This window comes from Streptomyces aureoversilis, from assembly GCF_042657885.1.
GTDB classification, from domain to species: domain Bacteria; phylum Actinomycetota; class Actinomycetes; order Streptomycetales; family Streptomycetaceae; genus Streptomyces; species Streptomyces aureoversilis.
This window is the reverse complement of sequence record NZ_JBHSKJ010000026.1, coordinates 85,072-103,526: the sequence shown is the minus strand read 5'-3', so window position 1 is coordinate 103,526 and position 18,455 is coordinate 85,072. Positions and strand designations below refer to the sequence as shown.

16 protein-coding genes are annotated in these 18,455 nt (G+C 71.8%); 10 read left to right on the top strand and 6 right to left on the bottom strand.

Annotated features, from left to right (window positions below):
- Nucleotides 1-1,474 (bottom strand): AfsR/SARP family transcriptional regulator (locus tag ACFPP6_RS32770; protein WP_382050029.1); only part of this gene is annotated, 1,474 nt, incomplete at its 3' end.
- Between the two features lie 164 nt (nt 1,475-1,638).
- On the opposite strand from ACFPP6_RS32770, the gene ACFPP6_RS32765 reads away from it, so the two are divergent.
- The 6 genes from ACFPP6_RS32765 to ACFPP6_RS32740 all read left to right on the top strand — a co-directional run bounded on the left by ACFPP6_RS32765 (nt 1,639) and on the right by ACFPP6_RS32740 (nt 9,666).
- Nucleotides 1,639-2,865, top strand: a complete 1,227-nt coding sequence (locus ACFPP6_RS32765; RefSeq protein ID WP_382050027.1) for an amidohydrolase family protein — start codon at nt 1,639-1,641, stop codon at nt 2,863-2,865.
- Nucleotides 2,852-3,853, top strand: coding sequence for a TIGR03619 family F420-dependent LLM class oxidoreductase (locus ACFPP6_RS32760; RefSeq protein WP_382050025.1), 1,002 nt, complete (start codon nt 2,852-2,854; stop codon nt 3,851-3,853). Before ACFPP6_RS32765 ends, ACFPP6_RS32760 begins: the two co-directional genes overlap by 14 nt.
- Before the next feature lie 56 nt (nt 3,854-3,909).
- Nucleotides 3,910-4,701, top strand: a complete 792-nt coding sequence (locus tag ACFPP6_RS32755; RefSeq protein WP_382050023.1) for an SDR family NAD(P)-dependent oxidoreductase — start codon at nt 3,910-3,912, stop codon at nt 4,699-4,701.
- A gap of 140 nt (nt 4,702-4,841) precedes the next feature.
- Complete coding sequence (locus ACFPP6_RS32750) at nt 4,842-5,963, top strand: LLM class flavin-dependent oxidoreductase (protein ID WP_382050021.1); 1,122 nt, start codon at nt 4,842-4,844, stop codon at nt 5,961-5,963.
- Nucleotides 5,964-6,102: 139 nt separating this feature from the next.
- Nucleotides 6,103-7,902, top strand: a complete 1,800-nt coding sequence (locus ACFPP6_RS32745) for an N-acyl-D-amino-acid deacylase family protein (protein ID WP_382050019.1) — start codon at nt 6,103-6,105, stop codon at nt 7,900-7,902.
- A gap of 195 nt (nt 7,903-8,097) precedes the next feature.
- Nucleotides 8,098-9,666: an APC family permease gene (locus tag ACFPP6_RS32740; protein WP_382050017.1), complete on the top strand. Its 1,569-nt coding sequence runs from the start codon at nt 8,098-8,100 to the stop codon at nt 9,664-9,666.
- A 28-nt stretch (nt 9,667-9,694) separates the two neighbouring features.
- Here ACFPP6_RS32740 and ACFPP6_RS32735 read toward each other — a convergent pair whose 3' ends face one another.
- Nucleotides 9,695-10,558 carry a serine hydrolase domain-containing protein gene (locus ACFPP6_RS32735; RefSeq protein WP_382050015.1) on the bottom strand — a complete coding sequence of 288 codons (864 nt, stop codon included), beginning with the start codon at nt 10,556-10,558 and terminating at the stop codon, nt 9,695-9,697.
- A gap of 69 nt (nt 10,559-10,627) precedes the next feature.
- Here ACFPP6_RS32735 and ACFPP6_RS32730 point away from each other — a divergent pair, with 69 nt between their 5' ends.
- The 3 genes from ACFPP6_RS32730 to ACFPP6_RS32720 all read left to right on the top strand — a co-directional run bounded on the left by ACFPP6_RS32730 (nt 10,628) and on the right by ACFPP6_RS32720 (nt 13,604).
- Nucleotides 10,628-11,200 carry a YceI family protein gene (locus ACFPP6_RS32730; RefSeq protein ID WP_382050013.1) on the top strand — a complete coding sequence of 191 codons (573 nt, stop codon included), beginning with the start codon at nt 10,628-10,630 and terminating at the stop codon, nt 11,198-11,200.
- Nucleotides 11,201-11,395: 195 nt separating this feature from the next.
- Nucleotides 11,396-12,295: a sigma-70 family RNA polymerase sigma factor gene (locus tag ACFPP6_RS32725; RefSeq protein WP_382050011.1), complete on the top strand. Its 900-nt coding sequence runs from the start codon at nt 11,396-11,398 to the stop codon at nt 12,293-12,295.
- A gap of 541 nt (nt 12,296-12,836) precedes the next feature.
- Nucleotides 12,837-13,604 carry an SDR family oxidoreductase gene (locus ACFPP6_RS32720; protein WP_382050009.1) on the top strand — a complete coding sequence of 256 codons (768 nt, stop codon included), beginning with the start codon at nt 12,837-12,839 and terminating at the stop codon, nt 13,602-13,604.
- Between the two features lie 16 nt (nt 13,605-13,620).
- On the opposite strand, the gene ACFPP6_RS32715 is transcribed toward ACFPP6_RS32720, so the two are convergent.
- Both ACFPP6_RS32715 and ACFPP6_RS32710 read right to left on the bottom strand, forming a co-directional pair.
- A complete protein-coding gene (locus tag ACFPP6_RS32715; RefSeq protein WP_382050007.1) occupies nt 13,621-13,851 on the bottom strand; it encodes a DUF397 domain-containing protein in 231 nt (76 codons plus the stop codon).
- The gene (locus tag ACFPP6_RS32710) at nt 13,841-14,710 is read right to left on the bottom strand and encodes a helix-turn-helix domain-containing protein (protein ID WP_382050005.1); all 870 of its coding nucleotides are present in this window, start codon (nt 14,708-14,710) and stop codon (nt 13,841-13,843) included. The genes ACFPP6_RS32715 and ACFPP6_RS32710 overlap by 11 nt, the downstream gene beginning before the upstream one ends.
- Before the next feature lie 261 nt (nt 14,711-14,971).
- Here ACFPP6_RS32710 and ACFPP6_RS32705 point away from each other — a divergent pair, with 261 nt between their 5' ends.
- Nucleotides 14,972-15,349 (top strand): DUF6415 family natural product biosynthesis protein, encoded by a 378-nt coding sequence (locus ACFPP6_RS32705; protein WP_168092707.1) that lies wholly within the window; start codon nt 14,972-14,974, stop codon nt 15,347-15,349.
- A gap of 170 nt (nt 15,350-15,519) precedes the next feature.
- Here ACFPP6_RS32705 and ACFPP6_RS32700 read toward each other — a convergent pair whose 3' ends face one another.
- Nucleotides 15,520-16,020, bottom strand: coding sequence for a DUF7927 domain-containing protein (locus ACFPP6_RS32700; RefSeq protein ID WP_382050003.1), 501 nt, complete (start codon nt 16,018-16,020; stop codon nt 15,520-15,522).
- Between the two features lie 608 nt (nt 16,021-16,628).
- Complete coding sequence (locus ACFPP6_RS32695; protein ID WP_382050043.1) at nt 16,629-18,176, bottom strand: CehA/McbA family metallohydrolase; 1,548 nt, start codon at nt 18,174-18,176, stop codon at nt 16,629-16,631.
- Nucleotides 18,177-18,455 lie beyond the last annotated feature (279 nt).

The window sequence follows — 18,455 nt, the reverse complement described above, 5'->3', positions numbered from 1 at the left end:
TCCAGGTGCGGCGGGCGGCGAGGCGGGAGGCGGCGATGCGGATGGCCAGCGGCAGGAAGCCGCACGCCGCCACGACGTCCATCGCGGCGTCCCGCTCGGCCTCCACCCGCTCGGCGCCCACGATCCGCGTGAAGAGCACCAGCGCCTCGTCCGGGCTCATCACGTCCAGGTCGACCAGGTGGGCCCCGGCCAGGCCCACCATGCGCGTCCGGCTCGTGACGAGCGCCGCGCAGCCTTCCGTGCCGGGCAGCAGCGGGCGGACCTGGGCGGCGTCGCGGGCGTTGTCCAGCAGGGCCAGGACGCGGCGGCCGTCGAGGGTGGAGCGGAAGAGCGCGGACCGCTCCTGGACGCCCTCGGGGATGGCGGAGTCAGGGATTCCGAGTGCGCGCAGGAACGATCCGAGCACTGCCTCCGGCTCGGCGGGCAGCGGTCCCGCGCCCTGCAGGTCGACGTAGAGCTGCCCGTCGGGGAAGTGGTGGCGCGCCGCGTGTGCGACGTGCACCGCGAGCGTCGTCTTGCCGACGCCGCCGATGCCTGCCACCGCGGAGACGGCCATCACCCCGCCGGAGCACGTCGCCAGCTGGTCGCCGAGCTCGTCCACGAAGGCCGCGCGCCCGGTGAAGTCGGAGACCGTCGCGGGCAGCTGCGCGGGCCGGATGAAGGCCGGGCCGGCGCAGGGCCGGTCGTCCGGGACGAAGGGCAGGGCGAGGTCGGCGTCGGCGTTGAGGATGCGCTGCTGGAGCTCGGACAGCTCGGGGCACGGATCGACGCCCAGCTCGTCGGCGAGGAGGCGGCGCGTGTCGGCGTAGACGGCGAGGGCCTCCGCCTGGCGGCCGCTGCGGTAGAGCGCGAGCATCAGCAGCTCGCGCAGGCGCTCGCGCAGCGGGTGGGCGGCGGTCAGGGCGGTCAGCTCCGATACGGCCTCCGCGTGGCTGCCGACCTCCAGGTCCAGGTCCAGGCGGGTCTCGATGAGCGACAGCCGCCACTCCTCCAGGCGCGTGCGCTGCGTCTCCGCGTACGGCCCGGGCAGACCGGCGAGGGGCTCGCCGTCCCAGACGCCGAGGGCCTCGTTGATGAGGTCGCGGGCGCGGTGGCGGTCGCCCGAGGCGCGGGTCTTCTCGGCCTCGGCGACGAGGTGTTCGGCCCGGTCGATGTCGAGGCAGCCGAGGCCGATCCGGATCGCGTACCCCCCGGACTCGCTGACCAGGGCGTCCGCGTCGGGCCCGAACGCCTTGCGGAGCCGGGAGGCGTAGGTGCGCAGCGCGGCGAGGGCGGCGTGCGGGGGCTCCTCCCCCCACAGGGCGTCGACCAGCTCGGGCGCGGTCGCGGTGCGGCCGCCGCGCAGCAGCAGGGCGGCGAGGAGCGCCCGCTGCTGGGGCGAGCCGGTGTTCAGCAGTTCCCCGCCGCGGCGGGCCCGGACGGGCCCGAGCACGGTGAATCGGAGCTGCTGCCCGTGCCCTGTGTCGCCGGCCATGGTGACCCCCTGCTTGTCCCGCTCGGTCGCACGGCCAGTCTGCCTTGTCGGGGGGCTCTGCGTCAGCAGGGGTCCGGCCTCTCCACAAGGCCTGCCGGAGACCGCCCCACGGCCCCGCACGCACCTTACTGACGGATCGTCAGATCGTCGCTAACGTGTCAGCCATGGAGAGCATCCCCAGGATCATCTCGGTGGACGATCACACGGTCGAGCCTCCTCACGTCTGGTCGGACCGGCTACCGGCGAAGTTCCGCGACGTCGGACCGCGGATCGTCCGCGCGCCCGTCAAGGAGTTGACCTTCGTCGGCGGGAGGTTCAGTCCGGTCATGGGCGCCGCGGGGGACCCCGGCCCGGAGGCGGACTGGTGGATCTATGAGGATTTGCACCGTCCGCTCACACGGCTGGATACCGCCGTCGGATACTCCAGGGACGAGGTCAGGCTGGAGGGAATCACGTACGAACAGATGCGGCCCGGCTCCTACAGCGTCCCGGAACGCCTGGCCGATATGGACCGCAATCATGTCCAGTCCGCGCTCTGCTTCCCCACGTTCCCGCGCTTCTGCGGGCAGACCTTCACCGAGGCGTCGGACCGCGAACTCGCCCTCCTGGGCGTGCGCGCGTACAACGACTGGATGGTGGAGGAGTGGTGCGGCCCCGAGGCGCACGGCCGCCTGATCCCGCTCGCCGTCGTCCCCCTGTGGGACGCGGAACTCGCCGCCGCCGAGGTCCGCCGCAACGCCGGGCGCGGCGTGCGCGCCGTCTGCTTCTCCGAGATCCCCCCGCACCTCGGCCTCCCCTCCGTCCACACCGACGCCTGGGACCCCTTCCTGCGCGCCTGCGCCGAGACCCGCACCGTCATCGCCATGCACATCGGCTCCTCCTCGCGCATGCCGTCCACCTCGGCGGACGCGCCGGCCGCCGTCGGCTCCGTCATCACCTTCGCCAACTGCTGCTTCTCCCTGGCCGACTGGCTGATGTCCGGCGCCTTCGACCGCTTCCCGGACCTGCGCATCATGTACGCCGAGGGGCAGATCGGCTGGATCCCGTACACCCTGGAGCGCGCGGACGTCGTCTGGGAGCAGAACCGCGGCTGGGGCGGCGTCGCCGGCAAGGTCCTGCGGCCGCCCTCCGAACTCTTCGCCGAGCACGTCCACGGCTGCTTCTTCGACGACGCCTTCGGGCTGCGCAGCCTCGACGCGATCGGCGTCGGCAACGTCCTCTACGAGACCGACTACCCGCACTCCGACTCCACCTGGCCCCGCTCCAAGGAGGTGGCCGAGGAGCAGATGGGGCACCTGGCGCCGGACGTCGTGGAACGGATCGTGCGAGGCAACGCGATCGAGCTGCTGGGGCTCACGGAGGAAGGGCTGTGGGCGCATGCGGCCGGGTGAGCGGCGGGCCGCGAGGGTGTCACCCTCGGGCCTGCAGGTGCTGCCCGAAGGCCGCCTCTCGTACGGCATGCAGCTGCCCGTCACCTCCCTCAGCACCCTCTACGCCGAGCCGTGGGAGGTCGAGGCGGGCCCCGCCGAGCTGCGGGAGGTCGCCGCGGCCGCCGACCGGCTCGGCTTCGCCTACCTCGCGACCTGCGACCACGTCGCCGTCCCCGTGCGCCTGGCCGCCGCCATGGGCACCGTCTGGTACGACCCGGTGGCCACCCTCGCCCACCTCGCCGCCGTCACCGAGCGCACCCTGCTGCTCAGCCACGTCGCCGTGGCCGCGCTCCGGCACCCGCTCGCGCTCGCCAAGCAGTACGCCACCGTCGACCGGCTCGCCGGGGGCCGGCTGGTCCTCGGGGTCGGCGCCGGGCACGTGCGCGAGGAGTTCCAGGCGCTCGGCGTGGACTTCGGGCGGCGCGGCGCGATCCTCGACGAGACGGTCGACGCGCTCAAAGAGGCCCTGGGGCCTTCGGAGTTCCCGCAGTTCAGCGGCCGGCGCTTCGCCTTCCGCGGCCTCGGGCAGGCGCCCCGGCCCGCCCGTACGCCGCGCCCGCCCCTCTGGGTGGGCGGCTCCTCGCCCGCGGCGCTGCGCCGGGCGGCGCAGCGGGGCGACGGCTGGCTGTCGCAGGGCGACCGGCGCGATCAGCTGCCGCAGCGCATCGCCACCCTGCGGCGGCTGCGCGAGGAGGCCGGGCTGGGCGGGCTCGGCGGCCCCTTCGCGGTCGGGGCGATCACCGAGGCGCTCTACGTGGGCACGCCCTCCTGGGACACGGGCGCCCGCACGCTGACCGGCCGCCCGGGCACGCTCGCGGAGTCGCTGCGGGTGTACGGGGCGATGGGCGTGAACCAGATCCAGGTCCGGTTCCGCTGCCGCGACCTCGGCGAACTGCTCGACCAGATGGAGGCGTTCGCGGACGGGGTCGCGCCGCTGCTGGACGACTGAGCGCTCCGCCAGGCCTTGCAGCGGTGCGATGAATGCGACGGAGGTAAAAACACGCCATGGGCAAACTCGACGGGCGTGTCGTGCTCATCACGGGTGCGGCGCGCGGGCAAGGCGAGCAGGAGGCGAGGCTGTTCGCCGAAGAGGGCGCGAAGGTCGTCCTCGCGGACGTCCTGGACGAGCAGGGGAGCGCCGTGGCCGGGGAGTTGGGTCCTGACGTCGCTGCCTACGTCCATCTGGACGTAGGCGAGGAGGCGGACTGGGCGGGGGCCGTCGCCACCGCCAAGGAGGCCTTCGGCGGACTCGACGGGCTCGTCGGCAACGCCGGCATCCTGCGCTGCAACCAGCTGGCCGACACACCCCCGCAGGAGTTCGAGGAGGTCTGCCGCGTCAACCAGCTCGGCGCCTTCCTCGGCATGCGCGCGGTTGCGCCCGAACTGGCGGCGGCGGGCGGCGGCACCATCGTCAACACCTCCTCGTACGCCGCGCTGGCCGGCATGCCCTTCCTCGTCTCCTACGCGGCCTCGAAGGCGGCCGTCCTCGCCATGACCCGGGTGGCCGCCCTGGAGCTGGCGGCCCGGGGCATCCGGGTCAACGCCGTGTGCCCTGGCGCGATCGACACCCCCATGACGGACCCGGCGGTCCTCGACCCCTCCGCCGACCCGGGCCGGGCGGCGGCCGCGGCGGCCGCGTTCTACCGGAAGGCGGTGCCCATGGGCCGGATCGGACGCCCGGAGGAGGTGGCGAGGCTGGCCCTCTACCTGACGGCGGACGACTCCTCGTACGTGACCGGGCAGCACTTCGTCGTGGACGGCGGATGGCTGGCCGGGGTTCCGCTGCCGGTGTCTTGACGCTCCCGTGCGCCGGTGCCAGAGTCTCACCCATCTTCCCAATCTGACGTTGCGTCAGAAAGTCTCGGGTGGACGAGCGGGCTGACGGACAACGAAACGGGCTGACGGGCAACGAGCGAGCGGACGGACGGTGAACCTCCGTGGAATTCGGGATCTTCGTGCAGGGCTACGTTCCGGAGGGCCGGCGGAGGGGTGACCCGCAGGCCGAGCACCACGCACTGATGGAGGAGACCGAGTACGTCATCCAGGCCGACAAGTCCGGCTTCAAATACGCCTGGGCCTCCGAGCACCACTTCCTCGACGAGTACTCGCACCTCTCCGCCAACGACGTCTTCCTCGGCTACCTCGCCCACGCGACCGACCGCATCCACCTCGGCTCCGGCATCTTCAACCCGCTGCCGCAGGTCAACCACCCGGCCAAGGTCGCCGAGAAGGCCGCCATGCTCGACCATCTCTCCCGCGGCCGCTTCGAGTTCGGCACCGGACGCGGCGCGGGCAGCCACGAGATCCTCGGGTTCCTGCCGGGCATCACCGACATGAACCGCACGAAGGAGATCTGGGAGGAGACGATCGCCGAGTTCCCCCGGATGTGGCTGGAGGACGAGTACCCCGGCTTCCAGGGGAAGCACTGGTCGCTGCCGCCGCGCAAGGTGCTGCCCAAGCCGTACGGGCCCGCGCACCCCGCCATGTGGTACGCGGCCGGGTCGCCATCGTCGTACGAGATGGCCGCCCGCAAGGGGCTCGGCGTGCTCGGCTTCAGCGTGCAGAAGGTCGCCGACATGGAGTGGGTCGTCGACTCGTACAAGACGGCGATCGCGGCCGCCGAGCCCGTCGGCGCCTACGTCAACGACAACGTCATGGTCACGTCCACGGCCGTCTGCGCCGAGACGCACGCGAAGGCCGTGGAGATCGCGGCCTCGGGCGGGCTGCACTACCTGCAGTCGCTGCTCTTCCGCTACCACGACACCTTCCCCCGCCCCGAGGGCATCCCGCAGTGGCCCGAGCTGCTGCCGGAGTACACCGAGGAGGTCATCGAACTCCTCATCGCCGAGGAGCTGATGATCTGCGGCGACCCGGACGAGGTGTTCCGCCAGTGCAAGCGGTGGGAACAGGCGGGCGCGGACCAGCTGGCGTTCGGGCTGCCGGTCGGGGTGCCGTACGAGGACACGATGCGCACGATCCGGCTGATCGGCGAGCACGTCATCCCGAAGATCGACACGGATCCCGTGCACCGGACGGCGCGGATGCGCCGGGCGGGCTGAGGGCCCCTTCCGGGCCCTTCCTCGTGCACCGGGGCGGCGTCTTCCCGGATCCGCCGCCCCGGCCTCCGGCCGTTCGCGCGCACCTCTTTCGCGCACACCTGTGTTACGGAAACTTCTTCTGGAGAAGGTGACACCGGCCATGCTCGACCACCTGATCAGGCGCGCCACCGTCGTCGACGGCACCGGAGCCCCCTCCTACGTCGCCGACATCGGCATCCGGGACGGGCGCATCGCCCTGATCGGACGGTCCCCGGCCCGGGTGAAGGCGGGCGGCAGGCTGGGGGAGCGGGCCCGTACCGAAGAGGACGCCACCGGCCTGGTCCTCGCCCCCGGCTTCGTCGACCCGCACACCCACTACGACGCCCAGCTCTTCTGGGACCCCTACGCCACACCCTCCCTCGGCCACGGCGTCACCACCGTCGTCGGCGGCAACTGCGGTTTCAGCCTCGCGCCCCTCAACCCCGCGCGGCCCGCCGACGCCGACTACACGCGGCGCATGATGAGCAAGGTCGAGGGCATGTCGCTGAGCGCCCTGGAGCAGGGGGCGCCCTGGGACTGGTCGTCCTTCGGGGAGTACCTGGACGCCCTGGACGGGCGGATCGCCGTCAACGCCGGCTTCATGGCCGGGCACTGCGCCCTGCGCCGGTACGTCATGGGCCCCGACGCCGTGGGCGGGCAGCCCGACGCCGCGCAGCTGCGGCGCATGACCGCCCTGCTGCACGAGGCGATGGACGCGGGCGCCTGGGGCCTGTCCACCACGCAGTCGTCCACCCACTCCGACGGCGACGGCCGGCCCGTCGCCTCACGGCACGCGCTGCCCGCCGAGCTGCTCGCACTGTCGGCCGCGGTCGGCCGGCACGAGGGCACCCAGATCGAGGCCATCGTCTCCGGCTGCCTCGACCGGTTCGAGGACGCCGAGATCGACCTGCTGACGGAGATGACGGCCGCCGCCGGCCGCCCCCTCAACTGGAACGTCCTCACCATCGACGCCGCCGTCCCCGGCCGCGTGCCCCGCCAGCTCGGCGCGAGCGCACGGGCCCGCGCCGCAGGCGGCCGGATCGTCGCGCTCACCATGCCGATCCTCACGCCCATGAACATGTCCCTGGGCACCTTCTGCGCGCTCAACCTCATCCCCGGCTGGGGCGAGGTCCTGGCCCTGCCCGTGCCCCACCGCATCACGGCCCTGCGCGACACGGCCGTCCAGGCCGACATGCTGCGCCGCGCCCGCAGCCCCGAGGCCGGCGTCTTCCGCAGGCTGGCCGACTTCGGGCGGTACGTGATCGGCGATACGTACGCGAAGGAGAACGACGGCCTGACCGGGCGCGTCGTGCGCGACATCGCCGCCGAGCGAGGCCTCGACCCGTTCGCGTGCCTGGTGGAGATCTGCGCGGCCGACGAGCTGCGCACGGTCCTGTGGCCGATGCCCTCCGACAACGACCCCGCCAGCTGGGAGCTGCGCCGGGACACCTGGGAGCACCCGGACGTGCTCCTGGGCGGCTCGGACGCGGGCGCGCACCTGGACCGGATGTGCGGAGCGCCGTACACCACGCGCTTCCTCGGCGACTGCCTGCGCGGCCGCAAGCTGGTGCCGCTCGAGCGGGCCGTACAGATGCTGACGGACGAGCCGGCGCGCCTGTTCGGCCTGCGCGGGCGCGGCCGGATCGCCGAGGGGTACGCGGCCGACCTGGTCCTCTTCGACCCCGGCCGCATCGACGCCGGGCCCGCCGCGCTCGTCCACGACCTGCCGGGCGACGGGCCGCGGCTGGACTCGAGGGCGGTGGGCGTGGTGAGCGTACGGGTCAACGGGGTGGAGACGGTGCGGCACGACGTGGTGACGGGGGCGCTGCCGGGGACGGTGCTGCGGTCGGGGCGGGACACGGAGACGGTGGGGACGGCAGGGCCGGCGGGGACGGGGAAAGCCCGAACGGGAAATTTTTGAAACGGGACAAAAGGGGTGGGGGTGCGGTTCCCGCACCGAGGGGAATGACCCATGCGGCCTTAGTGTTACCGGCCGTAACGCGCAAGAGCCCTTCGTTTGCCAGGTCAACTGATGCGTAAACGCCGGATGTTCAAGGTCCGGTTTCTGGATGTCGAGGCTCCGGATGCGGAAACAGCACGCCCTACCGTCCTGCCCATGGTTCAGGTACACCCGCGGCCCGGGGCCGGAGACACGGTATCGAGCGTCACCGATGCGGGGCCGCGGCCCGGCAAGGGCAAAGGCCTCGGCGGCAACTCCGTGGGCCTGCTCGGCAGCGCCGTCATCGGGATCTCCACCGTCGCCCCCGTCTACTGCCTGACCTCCACCCTCGGCCCGACCGTCGGCCAGGTCGGGGTGCAGATGCCCGCCGTCTTCCTGGCCGGGTTCCTGCCGATGCTGCTGGTCGCCTTCGCCTACCGCGAGCTGAACAAGGCCGTGCCCGACTGCGGCACGTCCTTCACGTGGACGGTGCAGGCGTTCGGGCCGCGCGTCGGCTGGATGTGCGGCTGGGGCCTGGTGATCGCCACGATCATCGTGCTGTCGAACCTGGCGGGCGTGGCCACGTCGTTCTTCTACCTCCTGCTGGGCGAGGTCACCGGCAGCGATGCGGTGGCCGCCCTCGACGGCAACCGCCCCGTGCACGTCGCCACGTGCCTCGCCTTCATCGCCGTGGCGACGGCGATCAGCTACCGCGGCATGACCGCGACGAAGGGCGTGCAGTACGCCCTGGTCGCCCTGCAACTCGCCGTCCTGGCCGTCTTCGCGGTCATGGCCCTGGTCAAGGCCCGCTCCGGCGACCTGCCCGCATCCATCGACTTCTCCTGGACCTGGCTCGACCCCTTCGCCGTCCGGTCCTTCGCGGCCTTCACCGCCGGGCTCTCCCTGTCGATCTTCATGTTCTGGGGCTGGGACGCGTGCCTGACCGTCAACGAGGAGACGGAGGGCAGCGCGAAGACCCCCGGCCGCGCCGCGCTCCTCGCCATGGCCGTCCTCGTCGGCTCGTACCTGGTCACCGCCGTCGCCGCCCAGATGTTCGCGGGCGTCGGCGAGGAGGGCACCGGCCTCGGCAACCCCGGCACCGCCGGCAACGTCTTCGCCGCGCTCGCCGACCCGGTCATGGGCACGGCGCTGGGCGTGCTGCTGTTCGTCGCGGTCCTGGCGTCGGCGGCCGCCAGCCTCCAGACGACGTTCCTGCCCGTCGCCCGCACCGTCCTGGCCATGAGCGCCTACGAGGCCCTGCCCCCGTCCTTCGCCCGCATCCACCCGCGCTTCAGGTCACCGGGCCGCGCGACGGTCGCGGCGGGCGTCGCCACCGGCGTCTTCTACGCCGCCATGAGCTTCCTCAGCGAGAACGTCCTCATCGACACGATCTACGCGCTGGGCCTGATGATCTGCTTCTACTACTCGATCACGGCGTTCGCCTGCGCCTGGTACTTCCGCGGGGACCTGGGCCGCTCGGTGCGCGACGCGCTCTTCAAGGGCGTCTTCCCCGTCCTGGGCGGCCTGCTCCTCGCCGCCGTCTTCTGCAAGACGCTGTACGACATGCGGGACCCGTCGTACGGCAGCGGGAGCTCCGTCCTCGGCGTGGGCTCGGTCTTCGTGATCGGCGTGGGGCTGCTGCTGGTCGGCGCGGTCCTCATGGAGCTGATGCGGCGGCGCAGCCCGGCGTTCTTCCGCGGCGAGGTGCTGACGCGGTCGACGCCGGCGCTGGTGGTGGAGGAGTAGGGGCACCGGACCTGTACGGTCCGGGGGCTCAGCCGCGGCCGCCGCACCTCGTGCCCCGCAGGTGATCGATGCCCATGCGGTCCGTCGTGTCCGCGGCGCCGCCGAGGCGGTGGACGAGGATCCAGCGGCCGTCCGGGAAGGCGCCGGCGAAGACGGAGGAGTTGCGGGTGGCGCCGTTGTGCCAGACGAGTTCACCCGCCCGCCGCCAGGCCGGGGCCGGTTCGCCCAGCACGCGTTCGACCACCAGGCCGGTGAGGAAGCGGGCCGCCGCACGCGGGGTCGCCCACATGCCGCCCGCGGGGAGTATCGCGCCGGTCATCGTCCACGGCCGCAGCCGGCGGCCGAAGAGGCCGGTCGGAACCAGGCTCCGGCCGGGCGGCGGCCGGTGCGTGACCTCGCTGCGTATGCCGAGCGGATCCAGCACGTGCGCGGCCAGCAGGTCGGCGTACGGGCCGCCCGCCGCTGCCGACAACGCGGCGCCGAGCACGGCGTAACCGAGATTGGAGTACTCCTCCTTCTCCCCGGGAGGAGAGACGACGAGGGTGTCCAGGCCGGCCGCGAGGAGTTCGCGCAGCGCCTGGTCGGTGAAGGGGCGGTACGGGTCCCAGCGGGTCGCGCCGGGCAGCGGAGGGGGCAGGCGGGGCAGCCCGGACGTGTGCTCCTGCAGGTGCCGCAACGTGATGCCCGTACCCGCGGGCGTCTTCAGCCACCGCTCCACGGGATCGTCCAGGGAGACCACGCCCTGGGCCGCGAGCCGCATCAGCAGCGTTCCGGTCAGCGTCTTCGTCAGGGAGCCGATCTCGACGAAGGCGTCGGGGTCGTGGCCCCGGTCGGTGTGGGGCGCGCAGAGGCCGGTGCTGCCCAGGACGCACGCAGGCGCGGAGAATTCCATGGCGCCCTATCCTGGCGGAAGGGGCGGAGCGGACCGTTCGGGGGTGGGGGGCTCTTCCCGGGAGGTGCCATGAGCAGCACCAGATGGTTCTTCGAGCCCGGCCACACCGGCGCCGAATTCCGCGCCAGGCACATGATGGTCACCTACGTGCGCGGGCAGTTGAAGAACGTACGCGGTTCGCTGGAGGTCGATCCCGACGACCCGGAGAACGCCCGCGTGGAAGCGGTGATCGACGCGACCGGGGTGTACACGGGCCAGGAACAGCGCGACGCCCACCTCCGCAGCGCGGACTTCTTCGACTGCGAGAACCACCCGGAATGGACCTTCACCGGGACGGGCGTCCATCAGGCGAGCGCGACCGAATTCGAGGTCTCCGGAGAACTCACCATCCGGGGCGTGACCCGGCCCGTGACGTTCGACGTCACGTACCTGGGGCAGTGGGACACCCCCTGGTGGGAGGACGGCCGCGACGCCGGCCCCAGGCGCAGGGCCGGCTTCACCGCCACCACCAGGATCAACCGCCAGGATTTCGGGGTGAGCTGGAACGACGTGGTCGACCGGGGTGGTGTGGTCGTCAGTGACATGGTCGACGTCACGGTTGACGTGGAGGCGGTGATGGAGAGCGCCTCCGTCGTCGCGTAGCGCGAGGCCTACCAGGTCGTCCCGGCCGGCTCCTCGACGGTGGTGTTGAGGCGGTTGAAGAAGTCGGTCGCGGGGTTCTTCATCCGAGCGGTCATGATCAAATCCTCTGTTGTGTCATGGTGGCCGGGGCGTCCTCCCCGGCCGCGGTTGTCGTCCGTCACTTCACTGACGGTTCGGAACAGGGGGATGTGACAGGTGAGCGAAAAAGATCTTCTTGCGCGGCGGTTCGAGGAGCACCGGCCGCACCTGAGGGCGGTTGCCTACCGGATGCTCGGCTCGCTCGCCGAGGCCGATGACGCCGTGCAGGAGACGTGGTTCAAGCTGAGCCGGTCCGACGTCAGCGAGGTCGGGAACCTGGGCGGCTGGCTGACCACCGTCACCGGGCGGGTGTGCCTGGACATGCTGCGCTCGCGCGCCACGCGGCACGAGGAGCCGCTCCACGACCAGGACGGGCAGGTCGTCCGCCTCCCCGACCCGGTCATCAGCGGGGCGGACCGCATCGACCCGGAGCAGGAGATCCTCCTGGCCGACTCGGTCGGCATCGCCCTCATGGTCGTCCTGCAGACCCTCGCCCCCGCGGAACGGCTCGCCTTCGTCCTGCACGACATGTTCCACGTGCCCTTCGACGACATCGCCGGCATCATCGACCGCACCCCCGCCGCCACCCGGCAGCTCGCCAGCCGCGCCCGCCGCCGCGTCCAGGGGCAGGCCCCGGCGCCCGACACCGACCTGGCCGCCCGGCGCCGCGTCGTCGACGCCTTCCTCGCCGCCGCGCGCGGCGGCGACTTCGACGCCCTCGTCGCCGTCCTCGACCCGGACATCGTGGCCCGCTCGGACGGCGGCACGCTGCTCCCGAGCGCCCTGCGCCGCGGCGCGCCCGACGTCGCCTCCCAGGCGATCACGTTCGCCCGCTTCGCCGAGGCGGCCCTCCCGGCCCTGATCAACGGCACGCCCGGCGTGGTCGCCGTAACGGCGGACGGCCGCCCGATGTCGGTCATGGCCTTCACGATCCAGGGCGGCAGGGTCACTGCGCTGGACATCCTGACGGACCCGGAGCGGCTGGAGCGGATCGATGTGAGCGTCCTGATGAAGTAGCCGGGTCGGCGGGGTGGGGCCGGGGGTCGGGTGGTGGGTTGTCGGCCGCCGTACTCCTGCCTTCGTGGATGCGGTGCGTAAGGAGACCGGACGCTCCGGCGGCGGCTGAGGCAGTCGGCTGCCATCTCGGGCCACTTATCCGCCGGGTGGTGGCCGGGCTGGTTGTTTTCCGGGCCTGGGAAGGCAGCTACCTCCACCAGGTCGCCTGATGGGGGTAGCTGAGGCACTCGGCTGCGATCGGAGGCCACCTAATCCGCCGCTGCTCTGGCGCAGGCCGGGGCCTTGTGAAGCAAGGGGGCGTTGTTGGGGCTGCTGGGATGGTCGGCGGCTATCCCGGGTCACTTATCCGCCGGGCTACGGGCGGGGCCGGTGGATTTCCGTCCCCATCGAGCCGCCATCCCCACCTGGCCTCCGCCCCTCCCCTGCTGCCAGCCTGTTTTGACCCGAGTTGGGACACGCCTTGCGAGGGCATGTCACATCCGGGGCCTCCGCCGTGTCCTTATCCGTGACAGCACCATCGGGCACGGGAGGTACTCCAACCATGAACAAGCCGATCCTGGTGACCGGAGGCACCGGCACCCTCGGCCGTGCCGTCGTCGCGCGGCTGCTCGCCGACGGCCTGCCCGTGCGGGTGATGAGCCGCCGGCCGCGGCGGGCGGGCGACGACCGCCCGTACGAGTGGGCGGTCTGCGACCTCGCCAAGGGCACGGGCCTCGACGCCGCCCTGGCGGACGTACGGGCAGTGGTGCACTGCGCCACCAACGCCCGCAACGACGTGGCGACGACCCGGCGACTGGTCGAGGCCGCGCGGCGGTCCGGGAACCAGGACCTGCACCTCGTCTACATCTCGATCGTCGGCATCGACAAGGTGCCGCTCCCGTACTACCGCTCGAAGCGGGAGGCGGAGCGGATCGTCCGGGAGTCGGGACTGCCGTGGACCATCCTGCGGACCACGCAGTTCCACGACCTGGTGGCGACCATGACCACGGTGCAGCGCCGGCTACCGGTGGTGCTGACACTGAGCGGCGTACGGGTCCAGCCCGTCGAAGTGACCGAGGTCGCCGACCGCTTGGTGGAGCTCGTCCAGGGCGCCCCGGCCGGCCGCGTGCCCGACATGGCGGGCCCCGAGGTCCGGGACGCCCACGACTTGGCGGCCGCCACGCTCCGCGCGACGGGCCTGCGGCGACGCGTCGTGCCGCTCCGACTCCCCGGCAAGATCGCCCGTGCCCTGCGCGCGGGCGGCATCCTCGCCCCGGACCGAGCGGTCGGCAAGGTCACGTTCGAGCAGCACCTGGCCGGTCGCGGGTGAGCCCCTCGCTTTGGCCCTACGCCGGCCAGCGCCCGGACCGCACCTGATGGATGAACGCGGTCCAGGCCACGGCCGGGGTTATGAAGGCGGGGCCGTTGTGTTGTTTGGAGTCGCGGACGGCGATGTGGGTGGCTAGCGCCGCGACCGATATGCAGCCGGCGCCGGTGTTGTCACCGCTGTGCGAAGACTTGAACCAGGATGATTCGCGGGCTATGTCGAGAGCGTTGAGGTAGCTGTTACTCGTCATCGATTTCTTTCGCCAGTCTGTGGAGGAACTCGGGTGTCGTCACCGGTGCCAGGGCGCCCTCACGCATCGCGTCGAACCTCCGGGTGTAGGCCCAGACCTCGCGTGGCTTGTCGGATACCGTCATGACTTGGGGGCCGTCCTCCATGACCACGGGATCGAGCTCGGCGTCGAAGTCGAGGAGCACGAAGTTCGCTCCGGACCGGTACGTTGCAAGGTCTTGCGGGAGGATCTGAACGGTCACGTGGTCGAGTGCGGCTACCCGCTCGATCTCCTCGTACTGCTCACGCATGATGTCGGGGCCGCCGACCATGCGCCGGAGCGCCGCCTCATCGAGGATCACGCGCAGCTCAATCGGATTGTCGCCGTGCACGATCTCTTTGCGCTCCATGCGGAGGGCGACGTTCTTCTCGACGAACTCGGTTGTCCTCTCGTCAACCAGCTTCGCTGTCATGAACAGCGCCCGGGTGTAGTTCTCGGTCTGCAGGAGTCCGAAGACCAGATGCGAATTCCAAGCGCGCATGGTGACGGCATCGGACTCCAGTCCCACGTATAGCAGGGCACCTGAAGGCATGAAGTTCTGATACGGCCTGTACCAGTCGGCGCTGAGCGAGTCCCGGTGAAGTGCCAGCAGGTGCTCACGGTCGCCGCGGTCGTTGACGCCGTACAGATCGAGCAGGTCTTCCAGATCGCGGACGCGTGGGAGCTGATTGTGTCCGGACTCGACCCTATGGATCTTGGTGTGTGAGCTCTCGATGGCCTCGGCGGCATCCTTTGCGCTGTACCCCTTCCTCTCTCGGAGGCGGCGGAGCTCCTTGCCCAGCTCCCTCCGACGGAACGTCGGACCGCGTCGTGCTGCCACTTTGAGCCCTCCCGGTGCTGTACCCCGTGCTGCGCCTCTGTACCCCGAGGGCGCGCGCATGCTGGTTCACGACAAGCCCCAGTTGTCCGCGAGGGCAGGTCTGTTGGCAGTCTTCCACCCCCTGTCCACTGCTGTGCAAGCCATGCCCAGGCTTAGGCATATGCCAATTCTTCTAAGAACCTTGAGGACGCTTGTGAGTGAACACGCCGCTGCGGGACCGTAGTTCGGCCAGCCCCCACACGCTCGCAAAGGAGCCGGACCATGCCTCCATTCCCCCGCACCGCCCACACCGGTGGAGGACTCACCTACGCACTCCCGCCCGCCGGGGGAACCGTCCTCGACTCCGTGATCCGCGACGCCATCGCCATGGACCGCTGGCTCCCCGCCCCCAGTCGCGTGGCCGAACTGGCCGACCGGCTCCGCGCCTGCATCGAAGCCGTCGTGCCCGCCGTCGAGGGCGCCGTGCAGGGCAGGCCCGTGGACGATCCCGTCCGTGTGGAGGTCCTGGCCACGGCCGCGGAGGCCCGCCACCGCCTCGGGCTCGGGCCCGGAGACGGCTACGCCTCGGCGATCACCTTCGCCAGGGGGCTGGGGCTGGTGGCCAGGGATCTCCTCCGGCTTCAGGAGGGGCTGCGGTGAAGGGGGCCTGGAGACGCCTGCGCGCATGGTGGCGTCGGCCCGTACCGCCCCGGCGGCCGGGTCCGACCCCGGCGGGCGCCGGAACGGGGCCGGGGCCCGCACTTGTCCCCGTGCCCGTTCCTCATACCGGCGGCCCGCCCGCGCTCATCCCCGCGCCGGGCTGTACCTGCCTACGTCGATGAGACCGGCGTGCTGGCCGCGCAGGCCGCGTCCGTGTTGCCCGACGGGCAGTTGTTGCCCGCGGTCGTGGAGGTGATCCGGTTGTCCAGGTGGTCGTCGCCCGTCGGCGGGTCGGCCACCCGCACCGAGTAGCTGATCGTCGCCTTGGCGCCGGAGGGCAGGTCGCCCTGCCACTGGAGGGTGGGGGACGAGTACGAGGTCGTGCCCCGGTCGGCGGAGGCGGAGTTGAACGTCGCGTCGTCCACCACGTCCGACAGGTCGTCGGAGATCGCCGCGCCGTCGATCGCCGTCGTGCCGGTGTTGGTCACCGTCACGGTGTAGGTGACCGTGTCCCCGGGGTGCGCCGACGTCCGGTCGACGTTCTTGGCGATTCTGATGGACGTCGCCATGGTGTCGAACGGCGCCGTCGGCACCATCGCGGCGCCGGTGATCACCCCCACGCCCACCAGGAAGGCGACGAGGGTCAGAACTCTGGGCAGACGATCAGGCAAGACGGTCCCCTCTCCCTGCACGCATTCAGTGGGGAGATGGCTTGCACCGGGACATGAGCACTACCCATAAACCGCCCCTAGGGGTGAACGCTCGCTCAGGCTGACACTCGTTTCACGGCGGCGTATGAGGAACTCGCCGCTCGCCCACTCGCGGAAGGGCTCGCGTGCGACGCGATCCCTGGGTAGCTTAGGGATCGACACAAAGAGGCCCCCGCCACGGGCCGGTACCCGGGCGAGGGCCAACCGTAGGGACGGTGGTTTGACCGTCAGCCCTCAGTCTGTGTGAGGACTGCCGGTCACCGTCCAGCGGTCACCTTTTGGTGCACCACCTCCACAGCTCGCGAACCACGGCCGCGATTCGCTCGTGCAGAGGCTTCTTACGGTGGCGCCCCACTGGCGCCCCCCTTCATCGGGATGCGGCCAGAATCCGGTGACCGCGCCGGAGGGAGCCCGGACCGGGACACCCTGGGCGAGAGCCCCGATGTCGGGACCTCTTGAAGGGGGGCGCTCTCGAAGCGCTGAGAGGGACTCTATAACCGCGAATCCCACCAAGTCACCTGATAGCACGGAAGGTTGATCGGGACTTTCTTGTGCGACTCGCGTTCGATCTAGGTTGGCTCTCCCAGGAACACCGGATTCGTCAGCGCCACCATCGCCCCCGGCATCCCCGAGCCCCCCGCCGCCGCCCGCCGCACCTCGGCCCGTACGTACGCCGCGTGCGAGGGCGTCGTGTGCCACTCGACCGTGGCCGTTCCCGACCCCGTTCCCGCCGCAGGCAGCGGCGTCTCGTACAGGCGCCCCTGGTCCGTGATGAAGGACGCCGTGGAGCCCTCCGGTGCCCCCGAGACCTTCAGGCGGATCGTCACCGGGGTGTCCCGGTCGACCGGGAGGCGTTCGCCGATGCCGGCGTGGCGGCCGCGGCCGCCCGTCGCCGTGAAGGACAGGTTCACCGCCGACGACTCCGCGATCCAGCTGCGGCCCGCGCGGAGGCCGGCCAGGAGGGCCTCGCGGGACAGGCCGTCCGCGTGGACGACCGTCTGCGGCATGCCCACCACCTGGGGCTCGCGGTGGGCGTCGCTGTTGCCCATGGCCGGGAGCCAGCGGCGACGGCCCTCGCGTACTGCCGCGACGAGGGACGCGTCCCACGCCGCGATCGCCATCTCGTCGTCCGGCGTGTACGGGCCGTTCCACACCTCCACCGCGTCCGCGTCCTCGTAGCCGAACTTCCAGTTGCAGCCGACGCAGGTCGCGTACGGGTGGGCGGGGACGACCAGGCCGCCCGCGCGGTGGATGGTGCGGGCGAAGCGGCCGAAGGCGGCGTCGCGGGCGCGGTAGCGCCAGTCGATGAAGACGCCGGGGTCCGTGCCGAGGGCGACCACGTGGCCGTTGCGGGTGGTGACCTCCTCTCCGGTCAGGATGAGGAGTTCGCCGTCGGGGTGGGGGCCCCACAGGCCCTCCCACGCCCCGTGCGACGACGTCGTGTTGTGCTCGGTGGTCGTGATCCAGTCCAGGCCGGCCGCCCGCGCCGCGGCGGCGATCTCGGCGGGGGTGCGCTTGCCGTCGGAGTGGACGCTGTGCAGGTGGTTGTCGCCCCGGTACCAGGCGCGGCCGCGGCCCCGGGCCCGCTGTGGCGGATACACCGGGCGCGGGGTCGCCCCGGGCGGCGGCGTCCCGTACCGCAGCGTCACCGTCACCTCGTACGCCAGGCCCTGCGGCGCGACCGTGTACGGGCCGAGGACGACGTGCCAGGTGCCGGGCCGCACGGGGCCGGCCAGGTAGCCGGGCGTGGCCCGCTCGGCGCCGATCGCGAACTCCGTGCGGGCGCCCCCCGACCAGCCGCGGAAGCCCGCACCGCCCAGCTCCGTGCCGCGCTCGTCGAAGATGCCGATGTCGCACGCGTTGCCCTGGGTGCCGGCGGGCACGGACGGTCTGTCGTACGCGTACGAGACGGCGATTTCGCGCACGCCGGGCGGCACGTCCACGGGCAGGTAGACGTAGTCGGGCGCTCCGGGCGGAAGGTGTCCGGTGACCTTCCGGGTCGCGGTCCGGCCCTCGGGGCCGTCCCCTGTGCTCGCGAACGTCACGGTATCGAGGGTAAGCACCGCCGCCGCGCCCGTGACGGCCGTGAGCACCGTGCGCCGGTCCGGTCGCTCCATCCGCTTCATCGCTCTCCTCCCGTGGAAGGGGCTCTGGCTCTTCGGGGGACTGGGGGCACTGTTGTACGCCCCGGTGGCGCGCAGGGGTACAGGAAGCCCCACGATTGCGACATTCGTATGGCGGCACCGCCCCGCCGGGGGCCTATGGGGCCCGTTTGGGCTTACGGTGAGCCCCATTCCCCGCAGGACGCGCAGGACACCGCAGAACACGAAGCACGCAGAACACCAAGCACGCAGAACACCAAGCACGCAGGACCACGAAGGACGCGAAGGAGGTGC

Excerpts from the sequence above, each read along its gene's own strand:
- ACFPP6_RS32765 (WP_382050027.1), top strand. The coding sequence starts at position 1,639 with ATGGAGAGCATCCCCAGGATCATCTCGGTGGACGATCACACGGTCGAG.
- ACFPP6_RS32760 (WP_382050025.1), top strand. The coding sequence starts at position 2,852 with ATGCGGCCGGGTGAGCGGCGGGCCGCGAGGGTGTCACCCTCGGGCCTG.
- ACFPP6_RS32755 (WP_382050023.1), top strand. The coding sequence starts at position 3,910 with ATGGGCAAACTCGACGGGCGTGTCGTGCTCATCACGGGTGCGGCGCGC.
- ACFPP6_RS32745 (WP_382050019.1), top strand. The coding sequence starts at position 6,103 with ATGCTCGACCACCTGATCAGGCGCGCCACCGTCGTCGACGGCACCGGA.
- ACFPP6_RS32740 (WP_382050017.1), top strand. The coding sequence starts at position 8,098 with ATGGTTCAGGTACACCCGCGGCCCGGGGCCGGAGACACGGTATCGAGC.
- ACFPP6_RS32735 (WP_382050015.1), bottom strand. The coding sequence starts at position 10,558 with ATGGAATTCTCCGCGCCTGCGTGCGTCCTGGGCAGCACCGGCCTCTGC.
- ACFPP6_RS32730 (WP_382050013.1), top strand. The coding sequence starts at position 10,628 with ATGAGCAGCACCAGATGGTTCTTCGAGCCCGGCCACACCGGCGCCGAA.
- ACFPP6_RS32720 (WP_382050009.1), top strand. The coding sequence starts at position 12,837 with ATGAACAAGCCGATCCTGGTGACCGGAGGCACCGGCACCCTCGGCCGT.
- ACFPP6_RS32715 (WP_382050007.1), bottom strand. The coding sequence starts at position 13,851 with ATGACGAGTAACAGCTACCTCAACGCTCTCGACATAGCCCGCGAATCA.
- ACFPP6_RS32705 (WP_168092707.1), top strand. The coding sequence starts at position 14,972 with ATGCCTCCATTCCCCCGCACCGCCCACACCGGTGGAGGACTCACCTAC.
- ACFPP6_RS32695 (WP_382050043.1), bottom strand. The coding sequence starts at position 18,176 with ATGGAGCGACCGGACCGGCGCACGGTGCTCACGGCCGTCACGGGCGCG.